The following is a 20,907-nucleotide window of genomic DNA, read 5'->3' on the forward strand; positions in this document are numbered from 1 at the left end:
CTGACTTGGCTCAGTCAGCGGACTGTGCTCTGGTTGCTGGATTGAGCTCATTGAGCGGGAAATGTACCGTTCATTTGGCTCAAGTTGCTGGATTGAGCTCATTTAGCGGGATTTATACCGTTCATTGGGCTCAGGTTGCTGGAATGAGCTCATTTAGCGGGAAATGTACCGTTCATTTGGCTCAGGTTGCTGGAATGAGATCAATAAGCGGGATTTATACCGCTCATTGGGCTCCGGTTGCTGGAATGAGCTCATTTAGCGGGATTTATACCGCTCATTGGGCTCCGGTTGCTGGAATGAGCTCTTTTTGCGGGATTTATACCGTTCATTTGGCTCAAGTTGCTGGAATGAGCTCATTTAGCGGGAAATGTACCGTTCATTTGGCTCTGGTTGCTGGATTGAGATCAATAAGCGGGAATTATACCGCTCATTGGGCTCATCTAGCTAAATTCGCTGCATTCAAGGGCATAACTGCCTCTCTTTGCGCTCAGCTTGCCGAATTCGACGCATTCTAGGGCATTTATGCCTCTCTTTGCGTTCAGATTACCGAATTCGACGCATTCTAGGGTAGATTTGCCCCTCTTTGCACTCGGCTAGCTGAATTCGACGAAATCTAGGGCATATATGCCTCTCTTTGCGCTCAGCTAGCTGAATTCGACGAAATCTAGGGCATATATGCCTCTCTTTGCGCTCAGCTAGCTGAATTCGACGAAATCTAGGGCATATATGCCTCTCTTTGCGCTCAGCTTGCCGAATTCGACGCATTCGAGGGCAAATATGCCTCTCTTTGTGCTCAGCTTGCTGCTTCGCTGCAATCGAGGCAAAGCCGGCGACGCTGCGGGTAAATCAGGCTGGACAGCAGGTGGTTCCACCACCACCACGCTGTCAGCCTCGCGCACCGCAGGTGCGCTGCAATAGCGGAGGTTCCACATCTCCGCAAGACCCTGCAGGCGGCTCCGATAAGCCGCCGGACCATATACGGCGTCGACGCGCTCCCGCGCTTGACTGCCTAGAGTTAACGCCAATCCCGGCTGCGCCAGCATGACGTTGACTCTTTCTGCCAGCGCGGAAATGTCCGATGCTGGCACGAGATTTTCGCCGCAGCCCGCTGCGTGCAGAATTTCCCGCAAGCCCCCAGAGTCGTAAGCGATCACGGGCTTTCCAAAAGCCATTCCTTCCAAAGCAGTCATACCGAAGCCTTCGCGGATCAGACTAGGAACCACTAGCACATCCATGGCGCAATAGGCAGATGGAAGACATTCAGCATAACCAACAAATTTAAACCGGGTGTACAGTCCCTCAAGCTTTACCTTGCGGACACAACGCTCATAATAGCTTTTATCGCCAGCTGACCCAATGACAACAAATTTCGAGCTTGGATGAACCGCGTGCACAAGCACAGCCATTTTCACAAAATGTTCTAGACCTTTTTCTTTGTTGATAAAAGAAGAAATATAACCGATCAGCTGTTCATGCGGTTTAACCCGCAATTCCCGCCGCCGTTCGCTCCGAAGCTTGCTCCAAGCCTCAATCATCATCTCTTTATCATTCCAAGAGGGAGGCAGCTGGATCACTTTTTCCGCTCTCACGTCCTCTGGAAAGCAAGCTGCAGCTGTTTGTGAAATAGCTAGTATCTCATCACTATTCCGATGAATCAGCCCTACACTAATAGGTGTATATTCATTGTCTGTTATCGTCTCTGATATTTTCCATATCACCGGAATGCCCAGTGACTTTGCAGCCATTGCTGGCAGAGCATGCACACAGGTACTTGTAATAACAAACGCCGGGCGCAGGGAATTCAGCCAGTCTGTTAATTCGTGATACTCCCTGCTTTCCTGGAATTTCTGAGCATCTGCCTCCAACCCTGCATAAGGAGTGTACATTCCATATAAAAGAGGAATCGAAAGCAACTGTACACTTATTCCACAGCTTCGAGCCTGAGAAGTCAGCTTGCCGTCCTGAGGCGCAACGAGAATACAATTAAAGTACGGAGAAAGCTCCTGAGCGAAAAACAACAATAGCTTCTCCGCTCCCGTAATACTGCGTGTATTGGATACATGTGAAAAGAGGACGATTGTAGCTTTGTCAGCCATGGCGTTTCGGCGCTCCCTAACGAGGGGCCTGGAGCAGCCATTCACCTCCTTAAAAAATTTACAAACTTTGCGCTAAGTTCTATCCTTCGCAGTAAAACTCTCTTTGAAAATGGTCGCTCCTGTGACTCGCAACATCGCTTCCGCTTCGCTCTAGAATCTCGTCAGTCAATTTCAATTCGCTCCCGAGCTTCGCCCCTTCACTTCCACTCTGCTCTCGAATCTAGCCAGTAGCTTCCGCTCCGCTATACAAGCCCGCTCCAGACGTTGCTTCTTTTCATCAGGCCACAGGCATAAGCTGAGGTTCGGTTCTACAGTATATCGGGGAAAAACAGATGCCGGCACGACACCTGTCCCCTGGTAAGCGCACATTTCCGTTCCATTTCCGGGCATATGACCTAGCCATAAATTACTGTTAACAGCTGGTGGATACGTTTGGTGTAGGTGTGATCCTTAAGCGTCCGTTCAAAAGCGCGCAGGGCAATCGCACGGCGTTCTTCCTCATGAGTCAGGTAATAACGGATTTTATCCATCATTTCTTGAGGGCTTGCAAAAGTCTCAATTTCTTCACCAGGTTTGTAGAAAGATCCCATATCATCTCTGGCATCCACTAATTGCAGCGTACCCGTAGCCGCGATTTCAAAAGTACGCGGATTAGGAGATACCGCCGGAATCGAAAGCGTATTGTTGTTCACTACTTCATCAATGTGCGAGCGGTGGAGGTTAATGACGATTTTGGATCCGCTGTAAGCTACCGCTGTTTCCTGTGGTGACATCCACTTGCCAATCTCAATTCGATCTCCATAGAGTGCCGCCTCAGGCAGACGGTCCCACCAGATGCCGTTAATCACCGTGTTATAGTTCATCAAATCCGGAAGAATCTCACGGAAGAAATTAACCCGGTTCCAATAGGCAGAGCCAATAAAACTAACTTCGCGATTCAATGGTGAACGTGTTGTAGTTGGACGGTAATGCTCGCGGTGAGCGGCAAAAGGAAGATAATGAACTTCAGGGCAGCCAAGTCCCTTATAAAAATCAATACAATTACGCTCAAGCGTGAACACAAAATCGTAATGCGCCACAATTTTAACTGTAAAATCAGTGTAATAAGGATCATCTGTAAGCCAAATAGCTGTCTTAATCCCGCTAGCCCGAAGAACGGAGATCTGCTCAAGTGGTAAATCCATACCATCCAGCACAAGTACCAGATCCGGTCTTTGAGCGGCGGCTAACTCCACTAAGTTTTGACGCACATCTGTTATCGTGACTTGTGTGGTTAATTTTTGCAGCGCGTAGAGGACTGCATCGTCTAATGGAGAGTAGGGATATCCTTTACCAGAAGCCACATACATTACATGAATATTCCGTACAGGAAATACTTCTTCTGGCCGACCATCTAAAATCGCAAGCCGTCCCCGTAAATATCCCTCATCATATCCGCCCTTAAAACCACTCAGACGACCACGAAGCTTTTCTTCCTCTGGAGGTGTCAGTGGTAGCGGTGGTGCAGGCATAATAAATTCATTGTTGTTTATCATCATCCTCGCTCCTTTATCCCGTTATAGATTTCATACACTTGAAGCAATCACATTCAGCAAATGAGGCAAACGCGCAGTGAATGTATGGTTCCGCATGGTTGTCTGTAGTCCCCGTAAAGCGTAAATTCGGCGCTCTTTTTCATGCTTCAGATAGTACTCAATCTTCTCCTGCAATTCCTTAGCAGAGCCAAAAGTATCCAAGTCATAACCTGGCCGATAATAATTGCCCAGATCCTCACGAACATCCGTAAGCTGCATAGTACCGCAGGCACTGATCTCATAAGTACGTGGGTTGATAGAGCGTGATGGTAAACGGAAGCTATTCCGGTTATCCTGCCCCTCCTCCCACGGACGGTGAATATTAATGACTAGCTTTGCACCACTGTAATAGTTCGCAGTTTCCTCAGGTGGGATAAAGCCATTGCTAATAAAAGGAGCAAGCTGGTCATAAGTCGCAAGCCGTTCCCAGAAGCCGCCAGCGATCAGCACCTTCTTATCCTTTAAATAGGGGGCAAGTTCATCAAACAGCGCTGTCCGATTATGAAATGCATTGCCTATAAACACAATGTCGTACTTATACTGCGGTGCCGTACGGCGCGGATAGAACATCTTTGGATTGACGCAAAGCGGTAAATAATGAACGGATGGAACTCCAAAGGATTGATAAAACTCCACACAACCGAGCTCATGCGTAAAGACGTGATCATAATGCCGGCAAATCACTGAAGTATCCTCTGTAAAATAAGGATCATCCACAAACCAGATCGCAGTCCGAATGCCCAGCTTTCTGATTTCTGTAATCTGTTCTAAATGATTTTCCGGAAAAACATGCAGTCCATTCATAACCAGCACTGCCCCGGGCATCTCCCGAGCCGCGGTCTCCAGCATAGTTTCTGGAGTGCTTATCACAAGCTCACTTACAAGCTGCTGAAGCGCCTCAATTACCCCAGTATCGATTGCATGGAACCCTTGAGGAACATACATTAGCTTAAATGGCCGACAGGCTTCGACCTCTACAGTACTCCGACGCTGCACAGCCTCACACATGCCAAGACGATATCCTTCGTGATAACCGTCGCGATAATCTCGCGGACGCTTGTGTTTTCTCCTTTTCGCTTTCACGGCCTTCACCCTGCCCCGTTGTATTCTCAAGACAGTATAACTATATGCGGAGTCAGCACTCGCCTCATGGACATCTGTCATTACTAAAACTAAATTGGCAGATGTACCCTGTCTTTTGCCCGGCTTGCCCGAACCCCGTCAGATTTCATCCACTCGCTGGATGCTGTTATACTATAAAGGTCTAGCTAGAGGCACTAAACTTGTCATCTCTGTCCAATCTGTCCGAAGATGATTACTTTTTGAAATTCACAAGGGGGGAACTATGAATAACACCACGTTGTATTTGCGACACGCGGAGCTGCTGCGTGATCTGGTGCCATCCTTTCAAACCTATCCATTTCATCTGCCTGCTGTTCGAACGCTGGATCGCCTGACTTTTCAAAAACCAGTGACCTTTCTTGTTGGAGAGAACGGCACGGGCAAATCAACCTTGTTAGAGGGAATTGCTGCTGCTTGGGGCTTTAACCCTGAGGGTGGAACGCTAAACTTTTCTTTTAACACTCGTTCCTCGCATTCGAATCTTTATGAGTATTTTAGAATTGCTAGAGGGGTTAGACGGCCGAAGGACGGCTTTTTTCTGCGTGCGGAGAGTTACTATAATGTGGCTTCTTATATTGATGAGTTGGATGAACAACCCGGTGGCCCACCGATCAAAGACTCCTACGGAGGCAAATCTCTGCATGAGCAGTCCCACGGAGAGTCTTTTTTAGCTACATTCGTTCACCGTTTCGGCGGCCGCGGCCTTTATATCCTCGACGAGCCTGAAGCAGCGCTTTCCCCCTTACGTCAAATGTCTCTGCTGGTGCGTATGCATGAGCTGGTCGGACAGGATTCACAGTTCATTATCGCAACTCATTCCCCCATTCTGATGTCCTATCCCGGTGCTGAAATTTTTCTCTTGGAGGGGGAGGGAATACGGTCCGTCGCCTTGGAGGAAACCGAACATTATACCGTGACCAAACCGTTTATGAACGATCGTCAAGGGATGTTGCGTGAGTTATTTGAAGATGAATAAGCATACACGACTTCGACGTCCCTTTAAGGACGGTAAGCGTTTAAGCGAGAAATATAAGGATAATTTACAACATGGAACATATAAATTCTTATATTATAGGCTATGTTAAATTCTAATGTTGATATTTGACCATAAGAAAACCGCCTTCGTCGTTGAAAAGGCGGTTTATTGCTTATCGTGTCCCGTTAGCGCAACGACTTACTCTGTTGAATTTCGTGTTCCTCAACATAAAGCGGCATCAGAGAAGGCGGATCGTACCTTATCGCGGCCTTTAAACGACAAAATGGTGCCGATAGCCATAGCCCCATAGCCGCAACGAAATAATAAGCCTAATCCGACAGTGCCCGCATGATGTTGGATTTCGCCTCTGCCGCAATTGCTTCATTCCCGTCATCGACCGCTTGCATTAAGATCAGTATGGGGATGTATACCGCGATTAGCCGCGCCAGCAGCTTCGTTTCCTCGTCCGCTCCTCCGTACGTTTCGAAAAACACGCCGCGAGCGTAAGGTGGTAAAAAGCTATAAGCAACGCTCAAATCGCAAGCCGGATGGCCTACGCTCAGATCGCCCCAATCAATGATGCCGGAAACGATCCCGTTCTCATTCACAAGCATATTTTTGAAATGAAGATCGCCATGTAGCAGTGCATTCACCGCCTCGACACGGTCCTTTTGCAGCCTGCTAATATACGCTTCGATCACACCGGACTCCTCCGGCGACAAGTGTTCAACCACCTTCGATAGAAAGCCCTCCAATTTCACTTTGCGCGATGCTATGTCCGTCAAGTTTCGATGATCTTGCTGAACTCCGCACTCCAGCGCCGCCTGCACCGGAAACTCATGCAATCTCCGCAAAAATTTCGCCAGCGTCTCTGCCGATAAAGCCCGGCGTTCTTCCGTCAAACCGATTGGGAAATCTCCTAGCACGTAGTCATAGCCAAGAAATGGTGCCGGGTATTCGTCACTTGCTTCGCCATAAAACAACGGTTTCGGATAGGGGATGGTTATATATGTCTCCAGCTTTGGCAGCAGCTTCCCTTCCATACGAATCGAGCCAACTGCAATCGTTCTTCTTGGAAACCGGAACACGTACTCGTCACCGATGAGAAAAACCGTATTGTCCCAGCCCCAGCCCAATCGCTTCACTTGCTTCGATGACAGCTGAGGGAATTGTCTGCCGATCAGCGTCCGCGCCTGCTCTTCGTTAACCTCCCACTCCGCATCCCATACATTCGTTCCTCCCATGAATTGTCTGCCTCCTCGTTCCTTACGTTATTTAGATGTTTACATTCCCTAAAAGTGAAGCGATCCATCCATTTCTTCAAGCGGCTGTGGTAGCTGTTTACGTTTTGGATATGGTACACGCCTTTCACACGTTGTTTTCCGTCGGACTTGAATCGGTAATGAGTCATGCCTTTTGAATTCGCATAGGAGCTAAATGCCCTCCATGAATCAGTGCATAACACGTTTGAGTCAGATAGATGACCACCAATCGCTTCGTCTAATTTTGTAATCCGAATACGTCCACGCCCAAGTCCGCCAGAGTAAGTCATTTTCTGACGGTCACGGGCAACCAGCACGCACACTTGATCGTGGCTTATACCACGATATTTCGCTTTGCCGCCACGTTTACGTGGCTTGCGTTCGGTAATATTCCGCTTGCCCCTTTCCGAGTAAAGAAAGTAGGTCTCGTCCATTTCAACAATATCTTGAAATGCTTCGGTTGGAATCTGCTTCAGAGCGGAAAGAATCTTATGCCGCCAGTAAAACAAGGTGACATGCGTGACTTCATCGTTTAACTGCTCTGCACATTTTCTCAGAGAAAAGCCCTCAATCATGCATTCGATAAAACGAACCCACATATGAGGTCGCCTCATTCGTTGCAGAGGGGTGTTCGTAAGGTCATTGAATGTTTGGCGACAGGACTTACAACGGTAACGTTGACGTTTAACCTCTCCAGTGCGTGTTCTTACAGCCTACTTTCCAAATCGAACAACAGAATGGTTTTTGCAATGCGGGCAAACAAGTCCATCTTTATGCTTCTGCTCTTGAATTTCATCAATCGCTCGAACTGGAAGTGCCACTCCCTTGGTTCGGGACTGCAAAAAGTAGATAAGTTCTCGCTTACCATTATCGTCCAACGTATCAGCAAGCTTTTTCAGTTCCTTTAAATCCATGGGCAAATCATCTCCGAACAGTTATATCGCCTTATTATAGAACACTTGTTCGTAATTATCAAACATCAACAACAAAGTTTAACATAGTCATATTTATAAAAAAACAGCAGGTCTCCAAATCGAAAACTTGCTGTTTGCTTTGTGTTATTTTGTGTTTGATAGGTGCTTGCTTGAAATTAGCGTCTCGCAATCCCCGTCAGCTTGTGTATAATCCATCCAAACATGACTACAACCATCATATCGAAGCACACATTAAACAAGAATAAATGCTTACCGATGTCAGCCCTTCCGTCCCCAAGAATCGGAACCAAGAAGGAGAAAATCCCTATTAGCCCTAGCAGCATCAGCAGCTCGCCGGCAACTTTGCCACGAATATCTCTGCTGCGGAAATACTGGAACAAAGCTCCCGCAAAATACACCAGATAGAATATGGAGAGAAATCCGAGCGTGTGCGGAATATGTTTGTTTTTGAATTGGCTCCATGCACTGTAAGTATAGGATAATGCACCTGCTGGTTTATTCTCGCTTTTCTCGTAGTTTCCTAGATAATACGGGCGAATCGCCATGCTGTTACTCGCAGCATATTTCATATTATCTATCAACCGGTCCGGATGCTTCAGATAGAAGAACAATACATCTTTATGAGATACACGGTCATAGAAGTCCGGAACCAGCGAAGGATCATCCTGCTTAATCACTGTATCGGTCTGAAAATAATTTGTACCCGCCAGTACCTCCAGCCGCTCCGGCAATCCGAGATCCTGCAAGTCTCCCTTCACATCCGGCGATTCGTTTAAGATCCCAAAAAACACCGTTTGATACAGATTAATATGCTTCAGATCTTTTGGCGCTGCCACATACAAAACGATGGATACAAGAAAGATGGCAATCGAAAAACGTAAAGCCAGCTTCCTCCATTTGCCCTCTCCGTCAAGCATCATAAACCGCAAGAAAATCAGAGCAAAGGCAATCCCAATCGGTGCATTCTGGATTTTGGAGGTGACCAGAAACAGAATTGCGATAAAAAACAAAGTTAATCCTTTAGTGGTTGGCTTCTCTTGGCTGGTTAATCTTAATCCTAATGCAAATGTCAGCAGCATAAACACCATCGACACTGGTTCTCCAAACAAGGAGTTGAAATAGGCCACATACCCGATATCGTAAAACACAAATAAGATAGCTGCTCCCAACAGCAGCCCTGTAACATAAGAGCCACGAGCATTATACTTCACCAGCAGCCAAGTTGCCGCCAGTAAAAGAAGCCCATAAACTGCACCCAGCAAACGAACATCAAAAAAGCTGCCATGGATGAGCCCGCCGATCAATCTCGGCACAAGTACTATTAAAATCTGTGAGGAAGGATAAAAACCTCTAAATAAATTTTCATAAGCAAAACTGGAATGACTAAAATTGAAAAACTGGTCGGCATACGATGCTCCAGTGTCATAGTAGTTCAGACCGATGGTATTCATCATACGCAAAAAATCTCCGTTATCGGCAACACCAATAAAAGGCCCTACGAATAGCAAATAAATAATGATACCGCAGCCGGCAAGGCCTACGAGATACTCCGGTTTCCAGAACTTTTTCATGATTCCCCCTATCTCTGTGGTAACAGCTTCACATATTCGTCGGACAAATTCATTAGCTTCAAAATATACTCATAATCAGTCTGATATTTTGTGAAATCCGATACTGGCTTAAGCGTATCCAGCGACACAGCTTTACCATCAGCAAAATCTTTACCAGGCACATAGAGAATATCATCATTAAAGAAAGAACCAGAAGGCAAATAATACCGCATTCCTAACACATTACGATCAATGTTCAAGAGATCATGACCAAATGCTGTATAACCTTCTTCTTTTAAAGAAACCCCCAATAGGTTAGCTATCGTAGGAAGAATATCCAACTGTCCACCTGTTCTCTCTACTACCTTCCCTTGCTCCATTCCTGGTACATGTACAATCAATGGAATATTAAAGCGACTGATCCGGGAATCGTATGGAATCCCCAACGCACTTTCTACTTGCTCCGGTAGCACATCCTGCGGCTGCAAGCCAAAATGATCGCCATACATCACCAGCACAGTGTTATCCCACATTCCATTTTTCTTCAAACCCTCTATTAAAGTTCCAATGGCATAATCAGTATAGTTAATAGCAGTCAAATAATCGCCAAGCATCGTGTTTTTTAACTCATCAGGCACTGAAATCTTCTTAAAAGAGTCCGGAATTTGGAAGGGATGATGGCTGGACGCCGTCACCATTTGTGCGTAGAAAGGAGTTCCTTTCTTCTGCAGCTCTGCCAATTTCTCGACACCCGTAATATAAAGCTGTTCATCGGAAGCACCAAACGCATTAAAATGATCATTGGTAAAATAATCTTTATCATAATAGCCGTTAAATCCAAGTGCAGGATATAGCTCATTCCGATTCCAAAAGCCCACTTGATTCACGTGAAAGGTGTACGCCTCATATCCTTTATCTCTCAGCAAACGTGGTAGGCTCGGCAGTTCTCTGTCCCCGAATCCAGTGGACATTGCCAAGGTCCCGATTGGATAAATCGACGTGTTGCTCATAAATTCAGCGTCAGAAGTATTGCCCGGACCAATCTGCTGGTAGACATGGGGGAAGTAAAATCCCTCATCTGCCAACTTGTTCAACACTGGAGTCAGCTCTTGACCCTTCAGGGATTGATGCAGCGGGAAGTTTTGGAAAGCTTCCATTTGGATGACAATTACATTTTTGCCCTTTTGCGAGCCAAAATAATCAGGTGCTGTGCCCGCGGCCTTACTACTATAAGGATAGGAAGCTTGCAGTTCATCAATCTTTGCGATGGTATCCTTAATATCTCCGGTTCCAATGAGATTGTTATCTTCCTTGACCTTAATTGCGGCAACGACCTCATAATTCAGGAATCCGGCACTTTCTGCCTGCACAAGCTCATTTGTAATTCCCCGCGCAGAATTGACAGAATTGGCCGATAAAGCAAAACCTCCAAGAATAGCCACCAGAATCACCATCATATGTGCCAATCGTGTGTTCCGGGAGCTGAATCGCTCACGCTCACGCGGATAGGCTTTTCCATGCTTCCATCTGCGGATCAAGACATAGATTGCCATGATCACAAAATCAGCGAAAAATAAATAATCAATAGTCTGTATCGTTGATTCTACGCTTGCCTTCACTTGAAACACCTGATTCAGTTCATATAAAGCCAGATACGTAGGAACAGAACCAAAGTGATTGAAATATACACTGGCTGCGAACAGCAGCAGCGATAATATCCCGTTAAATGTCCAATAGACAGCTGTTCTCACCCGCGAAGGAGTAATGACTGTCAGTATCCCCATGATGAAGAGGACTGGAGCAACATCTGCTGCAATCCACTCCCAAGCAATTCTATCAAAGAACAGCACTCTCAGCAGGAGCAGCTTCAACCATAGCAGCAGGACAACAATATAGAACTGAGCTCGATTCGGCCCGTGCTTTTTCACGTTTTAATCCCCTCTTACCTTTTCATTTGTTCTGATTATGAACTCTATTCATCTTTTCTGTAAAATATCAGATTGTTCTAGTATAACAATACTTACTTTTTTTATCAAAAATGTGCACCTTTCGCTCCCACTACAAATAGGGAAATCCCACGCCTTTTCGGCTGTGGAACCTCCCTATTTAAGCCTATTATGTTATGCCTTTCAATCTAAGACTGGCTTGCTGGCAAATCCTCTTTTACCTTCCAGATCGTTAAATCACTATCATAATATACAGTGATCTCAGGACTGCCAAGCTTATGAAAGGTGAGATTCCCGGGCTCCTGATCTCTTTTAAGCAAGCTATATTCGCTCACATCAGCAACGCTAAATATCTTAGTCAGCAGAGGTGCTGCCTTCTCACGTAGGCGATCCCCATCAATTAGAGACAACTCCCGGTCTAATACCGTTAGTTGTTTGGGATCTGTTTTATCACTAGCACGAGGATTTGTATCACTAATCTGCTCAACCCTTCTAGTAACAGTATCGAACGTAACCGAAACCTTTGATCCGTATTGCAGCGTAAGCGTATCCTGATCCTTGTCCATAGCCCGAAATACTAAACTAAGCTCTTCATCACCTCCGTTACCTCTCAACACCTTCAATGCCTCTTCCCCAGCTTGACGCATCTCTTCTGAAACCGTCGAGGCCTCAAGCGTGGCTGATGCGTAATCGAATTCACCATTTACAAATCCGATACGCCATTTCTCCGCCCTAAAGTTATTCTCAATTTTCACGCCAGAATGTTGTGTAACATCATATTCAACGTATCTGAGCACTTCATAAGCTGAATCATTCGCATAACCCAGTTTGCCCTTGATCTCTTCCGCACGGGTATTCATTTCAGCGTCGATCTCCGCAGCTGTCAGAATCCTACTCATCTTCGTTTGCACCAGTTCTCCTGTCTCATAATTGATCCAGATATATGCGGAGTCCTCACCTTTCTGGTAAGAGTAAAATATCTGCTGTTGCTCCTTAAGCCATTCCCGGTGATCTAGCGGATAAGTCTTTCCAAGTAAACTCTGCATCACCTGATCTGCGTTCCGCTGTAGCTCAGCCTCCGTGAAATGCGACGAAACCTCAGTTTGCGCAGGGTTGCTTGAATCATTACCGAGGAACCTTCCGTTCAGAAAGAATACACCTAAGCCCAAGAATACAATAAAACTCGCCACAGCCAACAATTGCACAGGCAGTCTTTTTCCTGAGTAAGATTTCGCTCCCTGTTGATCTTCTTGAATTCGGCGAATGACGTTGTCTGCATGCCTCATAGTAAACTTTTCATTTCCAAAAGGTCCTTTTCGGGCCTGAGCATACCATTCCGGTTTATGATCCTCCATCATTCTACCCCCTTTAATTTGTTCTGAATTTTTTGCCGCGCTCGGTGCAATCTTGATTTTACCGTTCCGTGACTCAAGTTCATCAGTTCAGCTATTTCTTTTATAGAGAGCTCATATTTCAAATCCAGGACCAATATTTCGCGCAGCTTTGGAGACAATGCCATAATTAGATCCCATATCTCACCAATGGACTGATTACCCAAATACTCCATCTCCGCAGATCGGGCTACGCCAAGAGGTTCGATAGTTTTTTCCCGCTGCTTCACATCAACCGTGGACAATGGCTGTACACCACCCCATAAGCCCGAACGAAAAAAGCGCGATTTCCGGTGCGAAAAAACAGTATTCCTGGCAATCGTAAGCAACCATGCTTTAAATGAAGAATTCCCCCGGTACGTTCCAATCCGGTAATAACATTTAATAAATACTTCTTGAGCCAGATCATCGGCTTGTTCAGAATTTTTGGTAAGATAATAGATATAATTCCATATATCCTCTCCGTAACGGCTCATGATTTCTCTTAGTTGCTGTTCATTCATCGTCTCGCTATGCTGAAGATCTTCCAGTTCCAATTAGCTTCACCTCACTTAATACGACCTCATAAAAGGCACTTTAGTTCCCTTATGTTCATATTTTCTCATAAAAAAACAGGGGGTCCAGTGATGATCCCCTGCGAATGATAAGATATCCGAATCCGAATCGACCTTTCCCCTCAAACGATCGAGGTATGCGTGAGTAATCTTTTAATAGAACGGTTAGCTTCATTTAGTACAATTTCTTTATCCACAGTCTTTAGCAAACCTCTTTCCATCACGATCTCCCCGTCGATTATCGTTGTCTCCACATCTGCCCGCGTAGCGGAATATACAATTCTAGAGATGGGATCTACGTCGTAAGAGGGGAAGGTATGAAAATTGTAGAGATTCAGGAGCACTAGATCTGCTTTTTTGCCTACCTCGATACTCCCGATCTTATCCTCCATCCCTACGGCCTTCGCCCCACCAATAGTAGCCATACGGAATACACTGCGGGCATCCATGGTTGTGGGTCCGTGATGAGGCTTTTGAATAATCGCCGCCAATCGCATCTCATTAAACATATCCAGATTGTTATTGCATGGAGCGCCATCCGCTCCCAGACTAAGAGAAACATGCTCATGAAGCATCCCTGGTGTGTCCGCAATTCCGGAGGCCAATTTCAGATTGGAACCCGGGCAATGACTTACATGCACCCCTCGATCCCGCAAAATCCGCCGCTCCTCAGCATCCAGCCACACGCAATGCGCCAGTATAAGCCGTTCATTGGCTAATCCTAGATGATCCAGATAGACGATGTTACGCATGCCAGTCATGGCCTGCACAATCTCAATTTCCCCTAAATTCTCAGACGCATGAGTATGCACCTTCACATCGTATCTTGCGGACAGATCTCGCACCTCGGTTAATAAAGGCTCTGTACAGGAAATCACAAAACGTGGAGAAAATGCATACTGAATCCGACCGTTTCCATAACCATTCCATTTTTCCAGTAGATCGACACTTTCCTGCAAAGAAGATGCGGTATCCTCCTGCAGCGCCTCAGGCACATCTCCCCCTTTTTGATCCATCATCACCTTGCCGGACAAGGCCCGGATTCCACTTTTAGCTATAGCCTGAAACGCAAAATCCGTATGATGGACAGTCTCCATATCCACAATCGTCGTCGTGCCGCTGGTGATCAGTTCGCCGATGCCAAGCATAGCCGAATAATAAAGGGATTCTTCATCATGCGCGGCCTCTAATGGCCAGATTCGTTTGCGCAGCCAATCCATCAGCTCCAGATCGTCCCCTTTACCACGGAATAACGTCTGGCATAAATGAATATGAGTCTGGATAAAACCCGGAATTAATGTACGGTTCGTAGCATCAATGATCTGTTCGTCGCCCTGCGGGATCAGGCCAGTGCCGATTTCAACAATGAGATCATCCTTAATCCGGACATCCCCGTGTATTATTTCCTCTTGCTTGTTCATCGTAATGATTTCGGCATTTTTGATCAAAATATTTCCCATAGCCCTTCTCCCCCTCATTGAGTTAATTCCAGTACAACCTCACGCATGTAGCACAAAAAGGCCACAAAAATATGCCTGAGCATATTTTCGTAGCCAGAAATTTACGGTTTCCGGTAGAGACCCTTAAACCAATTATTAAGGATATACGAAAAAAGGCTATTCATTTGTAATTTGAATAGTCCAATAATAATCTAAAGACAGGTTATATGTCAATATATATGACATTTAAAAATCGATTTCGTTTTATTAATACTGTTTTATAAAAGTGATTTAGTATTTTATGTTATGTTAAATAACATAATTCGATTTATGATCACGATTATTCTGTTTGAAGAAAATTTCGATCACGATACCCTGTACTTTGCGTCAGATTTACTGTCAGGAAAACATAAAAAAAAAGCTATCCGAGAGCTATTTCATGGCTTAAGAGACAGCCGTTTCGTTCGATTAGTCGGCCATTTCGCACGATTAGGTCGACCATTTCGGACAGTATCTCTGCTTACTCTAACGCGTTGTGCTAAACCACTGCCTGCATATAGCGCAATATGATAAACTGGTCAGAGCCCGCTAGTGCATGCCTAGCTCTATTCATCTAATTGACCTATGCCGACCCTACTGCTACTCAACTGCTACTCAACTGCTACTCAACTGCTACTTCTGCACTGCTTCGGCTTCTACACTACTCCTACTTCTGCGCTTCTACTTCCTCCCTGCGCCTACTCCGTTGCTACGTCTACTGATACTGCTTCTGCTTCTGCTTCTGCTTCTGCTTCTGCTACAACTACAACTACAGCTCCTACACTACTCCTACTTCTGCACCACTACTTTCCCCTTGCGCCTATTCCACTGCTACCTCTTCTTCACCGCTACTTTCCCCATGCGCCTACTCCACTGCTACATCTACTTCTGCTTCTACTACTCTACTCCTACTTCTGCACGCACTTCTACGTTCCCCTTGCGCCTATTACACTGCTACGTCTACTGCTTCTGCTTCTACTACTGCCCCTACACTACTCTTATTTCTGCACTTCTACGTTCTCCTTGTGCCTACTACACTGCTACGTCTACTGCTTCTGCTTCTACAACTACAACTACAACTACAACTACAACTACAACTACAGCTCCTACACTACTCCTACTTCTGTACCACCACTTTCCCCTTGCGCCTATTACACTGCTACGTCTACTTCTGCTACTACTACACTACTCCTACTTCTGCACTTCTACTTTCTCCTTGCGCCTATTACACTGCTACGTCTACTGCTTCTGCTTCTACTTCTACTATTGCCCCTACACTACTCTTATTTCTGCACTTCTACGTTTCCCTTGTGCCTATTACACTGCTACGTCTACTGCTTCTGCTACAACAACTACAACTCCAGCTCCTACACTACTCCTACTTCTGTACTTCTACTTTCTCCTTGCGCCTATTACACTACTCCTTCTTCTTCACCGCTACTTTCCCCATGCGCCTACTCCACTGCTACATCTACTTCTGCTTCTACTGCTCTCGCTACGTCTACACCACAGGTGAATCATAATCCTCCATACTTTCGGACCCAGATGACGCTATTTGCACATTTATCGCCTTTTGAGCAGGGTTTCGGACTCCTGTGACGCTATTCCCTCGTAACAGGCCCATATGCAGTGTGTTTTATAGCAATAGCTGCGCTGGAGTCCGATAGCATCCCAAATGTGGGAAAATTCCACGTTTAAGGTCATCTGGGTCCGTTACTATCGAGTCACACTCAGCCACTGATGCTTTCGGACCCAGATGACACTATTTGCACATTTATCGCCTTTGGAGCAGGGTTTCGGACTCCAGTGACGCTATTCCCTCGTTACAGGCCCATATGCAGTGTGTTTTATAGCAATAGCTGCGCTGGAGTCCGATAGCATCCCAAATGTGGGAAAATCCCACGTTTAAGGTCATCTGGGTCCGTTACTGTCGAGTCACACTCAGCCACTGATGCTTTCGGACCCAGATGACGCTATTTGCACATTTATCGCCTTTTGAGCAAAATTTCGGACTCCAGTGACGCTATTCCCTCGAAACAGGTCCATATGTAGTGTGTTTTATACCAATAGCTGCGCTGGAGTCCGATAGCATCCCAAATGTGGGAAAATTCCACGTTTAAGGTCATCTGGGTCCGATAGTGTCGAGTCATACTCTGCCACTGATGCTTTCGGACCCAGATGACGCTATTTGCACACTTATCGCCTTTTGAGCAGGGTTTCGGACTCCAATGACGCTATTTGCACATTTATCGCCATTTGAGCATGCTTTCGGACTCCAATGACGCTATTTGCACACTTATCACCTTTTGAGCAGGGTTTCCGTAAGCGCAAATGCTACCTAATCAAACAAAGTTTTTGATTAGAGAAAGGTGTTATTTTCACGAAAAAAGAGGATATCCCAGCAGCCATTTGATGGCTCATGAGATATCCTCTGGTTCTCTTGCTATGTTAAGCTTCCGAATTTCCGTGCTTTTCTAGAACCTTCTCGAACACCGGAAAATTAGCGGTGCGCCCCGGAAAAGTTACTTCACCCCTGCGATCATAACCTAACTTGGGATATAGGGCGAGTGCCCCAGTGTTCTTAGCATATGTATCCAGACGGATACTGGAATAACCATTCTGGCGAGCATATTCTTCTGCATAAGTGCTAAGACGGCGTGCAATTCCCTTCCCTTGCACTTCGGGATGCACAGCCAATCTATGCATAATTAAATGAGGCCCTTGCGTTTCAGTCCAGTCAATCTTCCCATACTGCTCAGATTGGTGCTCGTCCAACACTAGAATGCCGGCCACCGCATTGTTCTCCTCACATACCCATAGATTGCCACGTTCAATATCAAGGGAGATGATCTCCCGGTTCGGATAATGCTCGTCCCACTGATCGCTGCCACCTGCTTGCATCACCTGTACGCATTTGGCAATCAGCTCCATAATTTCATCAATCTCATCTTTGCGTGCTCTGCGAATCTCAGTACCCATGAATCATCCCTGCCTTCATCTTAACCTCATATTATTTTCACTTTCATTATGAAGTTTATCACATCGGCAGCGCAGCAAACCAGTCCGCACGAAAACCCCAAGACCCGCTCACGGACGGAGCGGATCTTGTCATCTGTGTCTCCTAGCTGAATTCCAGCTTATGCCCGTCCTCGAAGCCCTTGGCGAAACCGGCGTCGAACCCCACGTTGTATGCTTCGGTGTAGCCCTGTTGAAAGGCGTCTGCCGGAGGCGTTTCCGGCGAAACGCCCAGCTCCGGGGGGAGCGGAATTACCTGTGGAGCAGGCGGAGCCTCGCTCACGGGTACCACAATCACCGGTGGCTGCGCAACCCTTACTTTACGAACAAGCTTGCGACGAAGTCTTCTTTTCTTGCGTAGCAATAGGCCTTTCTTTGACTTCCCATAACGAGCAGTTTTTCGGGCAAGAACTCTGCGGGATTTACGGGCTAGCCCTTTACGAACTTTTGCTTTCCGCGAGAGCAGCAATGTGCGTCTACGGGTTCTGCCTGAACGTAGCGTTCTGCGGCTTTTTTTCTTCATGCTTCTACTCCTCCTGTGCTCCATGTTCTCTGGAGGTTCCTACGGCGTATGCCTTGCTCAGCCATGGCGCAGCAGGAATTCCCCGTTTAGGACGATGTAGTGAAATCCCGGACATCATCCGGCACATCGCACTCTGATACCCACTTAAAATCCTGATATTGTCGCTCAATTTGCGGGCCGTCAACTCAGATTGCTCCGTCAATTCGGCGATGCTCTCCAAGATGGCCGCCAAAGCAGCCTGACTGCGCGAAATGGAGCGAATCATCTCCAGCTTGACGGCATGTTCAGAGAGACGGTCCCCGCTCATTTGCTGTCTTCTCCAAAACTAAAGCCATCACCTGACATGTCTCCAAAACCTTCCCCGCCACCATCGTCTTCACCACTGCCCAGCACTGCTTTTAAATTGCTGTAGAGTCCGTTCTCCAGTTTGGTCAGCCCTTCGACCATCTCCACGATGACCTCGTGTATAGAGAGGGACTCCTTCAGTTGCTCACTGTGGGAATCAAAGGCTCTAGCGTGGATATGATGCTGTGCCCACTGCTTTACCTTTTCAGCTTCAACCGCCTTAGCTTCCAGAATCAACGCAACGTTCCACTGGATGGCGGCGGTGGACTCCAGCATTTGCAGATAAGCCTTTTCTCTGCTCATCTTCCGCCTCCTGCTCCTATAGCGTTACTCTTCTTCTTGACCGTTCAATTCCTTAATCACTCTGCCTACCCCATCAGCCATCGCTTCTTCCAGATCTGCAAGTGCATTCAAGTAAGCAATAATGTTCTTGTTTACCTGAGTTGAGCTTTCGATCATCCCGCTGATCCCATCAAAATCAGGCTCGGCATCTGGCAGATCGTGGACAATTTGCGACATACGGACAGCCACATGGCGCTCAGCATCTAGAATCCGCGCCATCTGTTCGTGCGTATGGGCCATGTGCTGCAGGACTTTAGTTATTTTACTCTGCACCTTCATGTCTCCTTTGCTCAAACGCCCTGCTACAGCATATGCGGCAGGAGCCGGGACGGTGCCGGGATCCTCGACAAGTTAAGGCTCTATTCGTGACTGGAATGACATAAAAATTACGTTATTGCTAAGTACATTTAAAAGGATTAAAATGTGAAATGCACAATCCTGAGTTTACCAAAGGTTGGTGGGGAATATATGAAGCTTGAAAGCAAGCGTATCGATCTAATACCTTTAACTGCCCCAGAGCTCACGCTAGCAATAAATAACTATTCGGAGCTACAGCAGCAATTAGGCTTAGCTGCCATCAGTGCGGCGCTTGATGATGAAATGCAATATGCTATGCAGATCAGGCTAAAAAAGGTGCAGCAGGACCCCGACCATTACCTATGGTTAACGAACTGGGCCATCATCCATCGGGAAGATCAATGTATTATAGGATTCATTATCCTTAAAGGTTACCCGAATGAGAAAGGCGAGGTTATTCTAGGGTATGGGATTGATGAGAAATATAGAAGAAAAGGGTATGCAACAGAGGCACTACACACAATTAATGCATGGATTTTCTCCCATCCCCAAGCTGTCTATGTAATCGCTGACACTGAAAAAGATAATACAGCCTCCCACAAAGTATTGGAGCGTCTAGGCTCTGAGAGATACAAAGAAACTGAGGATTTAATCTGGTGGAGGATTTCTAACCCTCGAGCTCTCTGAGTAACGTGTGATTTCAAAGCCCTTGCAGCTATCTATAGTAGGATTACAACAAAAAAATGCACTGCCTTATGGCAGTGCATCTTTTAACTTTTCCCCCGCCTCGTGTAAAGACTGAAACGTTCCCGCATCACTCCACCAATCCTTAAGCACATCATAACTAAGTCTGCGATCAGCGGCGTATATATTATTTACATCGGTAATCTCCAGCTCCCCCCTCTTGGAAGGCGATACCCGCCGGATGATATCAAATACAGCTTCATCGTACATATAAATACCAGTTACACAATAATTGGTCTTCGGATGCTCAGGCTTTTCTTCGATATAAGCAATCCATGCCGCATCTTGACTATCAAATACAGGTACACCGTATCTGCGCGCGTCCTCCACCGGCTTCAGCAACACCTTTGCAGTGCCCGCTGGCTGACGAAGATAACTCTCCACATAAGGCTTCAGATCATCCATAAAAAGATTATCCCCGAGCAATACAACAAATCGTTCCCCTGGGAAAATGAACCCTTCTGCTAAATCAAGCGCCTCGGCAATGCCTCCGGCAGCTTCCTGAATTTTATAGGTCAGAGATACACCAAATGCAGCACCGCTGCCTAAAAAATCCGTGTACAGGCCAGCAGACTGCTTGCTTATGACCAGAAGAATGTCGGTAATTCCTCCCCGGCGAAGCCGGTCTATGCCGTAACAGACCATAGGATATTTGCCGACCGGAAGCAAATGTTTGTTCATAAGCCGGGTCAGCGGTTGAAGTCTAGATCCTGTTCCGCCCGCCAGTATGACTCCTTTCACTTACTTTCCTCCTCTT

General features: G+C 46.4%; 19 protein-coding genes, 1 pseudogene and 1 riboswitch. Of the genes and pseudogenes, 3 read left to right on the forward strand and 17 right to left on the reverse strand.

All coding sequences use genetic code 11. The annotated features are described in order from the left end of the window. Positions 1-50 precede the first annotated feature (50 nt). Positions 51-515, forward strand: a complete 465-nt coding sequence (locus tag MHI15_RS08735; RefSeq protein WP_341164340.1) for a hypothetical protein — start codon at positions 51-53, stop codon at positions 513-515. Between the two features lie 180 nt (positions 516-695). Here the strand turns inward: MHI15_RS08735 and MHI15_RS08740 are convergent, their stop codons facing one another. From MHI15_RS08740 to MHI15_RS08755, 4 genes are all read right to left on the reverse strand, one after another. Next, positions 696-2,096, reverse strand: a complete 1,401-nt coding sequence (locus MHI15_RS08740) for a glycosyltransferase family 4 protein (protein WP_341164341.1) — start codon at positions 2,094-2,096, stop codon at positions 696-698. 171 nt (positions 2,097-2,267) lie between these two features. Then, positions 2,268-2,438, reverse strand: a complete 171-nt coding sequence (locus MHI15_RS08745) for a hypothetical protein (protein ID WP_179086339.1) — start codon at positions 2,436-2,438, stop codon at positions 2,268-2,270. Positions 2,439-2,491: 53 nt separating this feature from the next. Next, positions 2,492-3,607 carry a CgeB family protein gene (locus tag MHI15_RS08750; RefSeq protein WP_076134266.1) on the reverse strand — a complete coding sequence of 372 codons (1,116 nt, stop codon included), beginning with the start codon at positions 3,605-3,607 and terminating at the stop codon, positions 2,492-2,494. 54 nt (positions 3,608-3,661) lie between these two features. Next, positions 3,662-4,762, reverse strand: coding sequence for a CgeB family protein (locus MHI15_RS08755; protein WP_076098583.1), 1,101 nt, complete (start codon positions 4,760-4,762; stop codon positions 3,662-3,664). A 253-nt stretch (positions 4,763-5,015) separates the two neighbouring features. On the opposite strand from MHI15_RS08755, the gene MHI15_RS08760 reads away from it, so the two are divergent. Then, positions 5,016-5,768, forward strand: coding sequence for an AAA family ATPase (locus tag MHI15_RS08760; RefSeq protein ID WP_341164342.1), 753 nt, complete (start codon positions 5,016-5,018; stop codon positions 5,766-5,768). 329 nt (positions 5,769-6,097) lie between these two features. Here the strand turns inward: MHI15_RS08760 and MHI15_RS08765 are convergent, their stop codons facing one another. The 12 genes and pseudogenes from MHI15_RS08765 to MHI15_RS08820 all read right to left on the reverse strand — a co-directional run bounded on the left by MHI15_RS08765 (position 6,098) and on the right by MHI15_RS08820 (position 19,382). After that, entirely contained in the window at positions 6,098-7,012 is a 915-nt protein-coding gene (locus tag MHI15_RS08765) for a phosphotransferase (RefSeq protein WP_076280494.1), read from the reverse strand. A gap of 26 nt (positions 7,013-7,038) precedes the next feature. Next, positions 7,039-7,944, reverse strand: a pseudogene (locus MHI15_RS08770) (IS1595 family transposase); the annotation flags it as partial. 176 nt (positions 7,945-8,120) lie between these two features. Next, positions 8,121-9,536 carry a glycan biosynthesis hexose transferase WsfD gene (gene wsfD / locus MHI15_RS08775; RefSeq protein WP_076187161.1) on the reverse strand — a complete coding sequence of 472 codons (1,416 nt, stop codon included), beginning with the start codon at positions 9,534-9,536 and terminating at the stop codon, positions 8,121-8,123. A gap of 8 nt (positions 9,537-9,544) precedes the next feature. Next, on the reverse strand, positions 9,545-11,443 hold the full coding sequence (locus MHI15_RS08780; protein WP_341164343.1) for an LTA synthase family protein: 1,899 nt from the start codon (positions 11,441-11,443) through the stop codon (positions 9,545-9,547). Between the two features lie 206 nt (positions 11,444-11,649). Next, complete coding sequence (locus MHI15_RS08785; protein WP_076307423.1) at positions 11,650-12,816, reverse strand: hypothetical protein; 1,167 nt, start codon at positions 12,814-12,816, stop codon at positions 11,650-11,652. Next, complete coding sequence (locus MHI15_RS08790; RefSeq protein ID WP_076307424.1) at positions 12,816-13,388, reverse strand: RNA polymerase sigma factor; 573 nt, start codon at positions 13,386-13,388, stop codon at positions 12,816-12,818. Before MHI15_RS08790 ends, MHI15_RS08785 begins: the two co-directional genes overlap by 1 nt. Before the next feature lie 140 nt (positions 13,389-13,528). After that, positions 13,529-14,866 carry a 5'-deoxyadenosine deaminase gene (locus tag MHI15_RS08795; RefSeq protein WP_076130441.1) on the reverse strand — a complete coding sequence of 446 codons (1,338 nt, stop codon included), beginning with the start codon at positions 14,864-14,866 and terminating at the stop codon, positions 13,529-13,531. Between the two features lie 70 nt (positions 14,867-14,936). Next, positions 14,937-15,035: riboswitch (purine riboswitch) on the reverse strand. 2,297 nt (positions 15,036-17,332) lie between these two features. Continuing rightward, positions 17,333-17,863 carry a GNAT family N-acetyltransferase gene (locus MHI15_RS08800; protein ID WP_076179672.1) on the reverse strand — a complete coding sequence of 177 codons (531 nt, stop codon included), beginning with the start codon at positions 17,861-17,863 and terminating at the stop codon, positions 17,333-17,335. Positions 17,864-18,005: 142 nt separating this feature from the next. After that, positions 18,006-18,446 (reverse strand): hypothetical protein, encoded by a 441-nt coding sequence (locus MHI15_RS08805; protein WP_139330222.1) that lies wholly within the window; start codon positions 18,444-18,446, stop codon positions 18,006-18,008. After that, positions 18,427-18,729: a hypothetical protein gene (locus MHI15_RS08810; RefSeq protein WP_051491084.1), complete on the reverse strand. Its 303-nt coding sequence runs from the start codon at positions 18,727-18,729 to the stop codon at positions 18,427-18,429. Before MHI15_RS08810 ends, MHI15_RS08805 begins: the two co-directional genes overlap by 20 nt. Beyond that, positions 18,726-19,070: a hypothetical protein gene (locus MHI15_RS08815; RefSeq protein WP_036679724.1), complete on the reverse strand. Its 345-nt coding sequence runs from the start codon at positions 19,068-19,070 to the stop codon at positions 18,726-18,728. Before MHI15_RS08815 ends, MHI15_RS08810 begins: the two co-directional genes overlap by 4 nt. Before the next feature lie 24 nt (positions 19,071-19,094). Next, a complete protein-coding gene (locus tag MHI15_RS08820; RefSeq protein ID WP_036679726.1) occupies positions 19,095-19,382 on the reverse strand; it encodes a hypothetical protein in 288 nt (95 codons plus the stop codon). Between the two features lie 195 nt (positions 19,383-19,577). Between MHI15_RS08820 and MHI15_RS08825 the strand changes: the two genes are divergently transcribed. Beyond that, entirely contained in the window at positions 19,578-20,093 is a 516-nt protein-coding gene (locus MHI15_RS08825; protein ID WP_076142552.1) for a GNAT family N-acetyltransferase, read from the forward strand. A gap of 66 nt (positions 20,094-20,159) precedes the next feature. Here MHI15_RS08825 and MHI15_RS08830 read toward each other — a convergent pair whose 3' ends face one another. Further along, positions 20,160-20,891 (reverse strand): sugar phosphate nucleotidyltransferase, encoded by a 732-nt coding sequence (locus MHI15_RS08830; RefSeq protein WP_076130445.1) that lies wholly within the window; start codon positions 20,889-20,891, stop codon positions 20,160-20,162. Positions 20,892-20,907 lie beyond the last annotated feature (16 nt).

Origin of the sequence: Paenibacillus sp. FSL H7-0918, from assembly GCF_038007025.1 — a bacterium.
Classification (GTDB): Bacteria; Bacillota; Bacilli; order Paenibacillales; family Paenibacillaceae; genus Paenibacillus_AQ; species Paenibacillus_AQ odorifer.

What these genes read in the sequence shown, in the direction of transcription:
- MHI15_RS08740 (WP_341164341.1), bottom strand. Translation starts at nt 2,096, where the DNA reads ATGGCTGACAAAGCTACAATCGTCCTCTTTTCACATGTATCCAATACA.
- MHI15_RS08750 (WP_076134266.1), bottom strand. Translation starts at nt 3,607, where the DNA reads ATGCCTGCACCACCGCTACCACTGACACCTCCAGAGGAAGAAAAGCTT.
- MHI15_RS08760 (WP_341164342.1), top strand. Translation starts at nt 5,016, where the DNA reads ATGAATAACACCACGTTGTATTTGCGACACGCGGAGCTGCTGCGTGAT.
- MHI15_RS08765 (WP_076280494.1), bottom strand. Translation starts at nt 7,012, where the DNA reads ATGGGAGGAACGAATGTATGGGATGCGGAGTGGGAGGTTAACGAAGAG.
- wsfD (WP_076187161.1), bottom strand. Translation starts at nt 9,536, where the DNA reads ATGAAAAAGTTCTGGAAACCGGAGTATCTCGTAGGCCTTGCCGGCTGC.
- MHI15_RS08785 (WP_076307423.1), bottom strand. Translation starts at nt 12,816, where the DNA reads ATGGAGGATCATAAACCGGAATGGTATGCTCAGGCCCGAAAAGGACCT.
- MHI15_RS08795 (WP_076130441.1), bottom strand. Translation starts at nt 14,866, where the DNA reads ATGGGAAATATTTTGATCAAAAATGCCGAAATCATTACGATGAACAAG.
- MHI15_RS08800 (WP_076179672.1), bottom strand. Translation starts at nt 17,863, where the DNA reads ATGGGTACTGAGATTCGCAGAGCACGCAAAGATGAGATTGATGAAATT.
- MHI15_RS08805 (WP_139330222.1), bottom strand. Translation starts at nt 18,446, where the DNA reads ATGGAGCACAGGAGGAGTAGAAGCATGAAGAAAAAAAGCCGCAGAACG.
- MHI15_RS08810 (WP_051491084.1), bottom strand. Translation starts at nt 18,729, where the DNA reads ATGAGCGGGGACCGTCTCTCTGAACATGCCGTCAAGCTGGAGATGATT.
- MHI15_RS08815 (WP_036679724.1), bottom strand. Translation starts at nt 19,070, where the DNA reads ATGAGCAGAGAAAAGGCTTATCTGCAAATGCTGGAGTCCACCGCCGCC.
- MHI15_RS08825 (WP_076142552.1), top strand. Translation starts at nt 19,578, where the DNA reads ATGAAGCTTGAAAGCAAGCGTATCGATCTAATACCTTTAACTGCCCCA.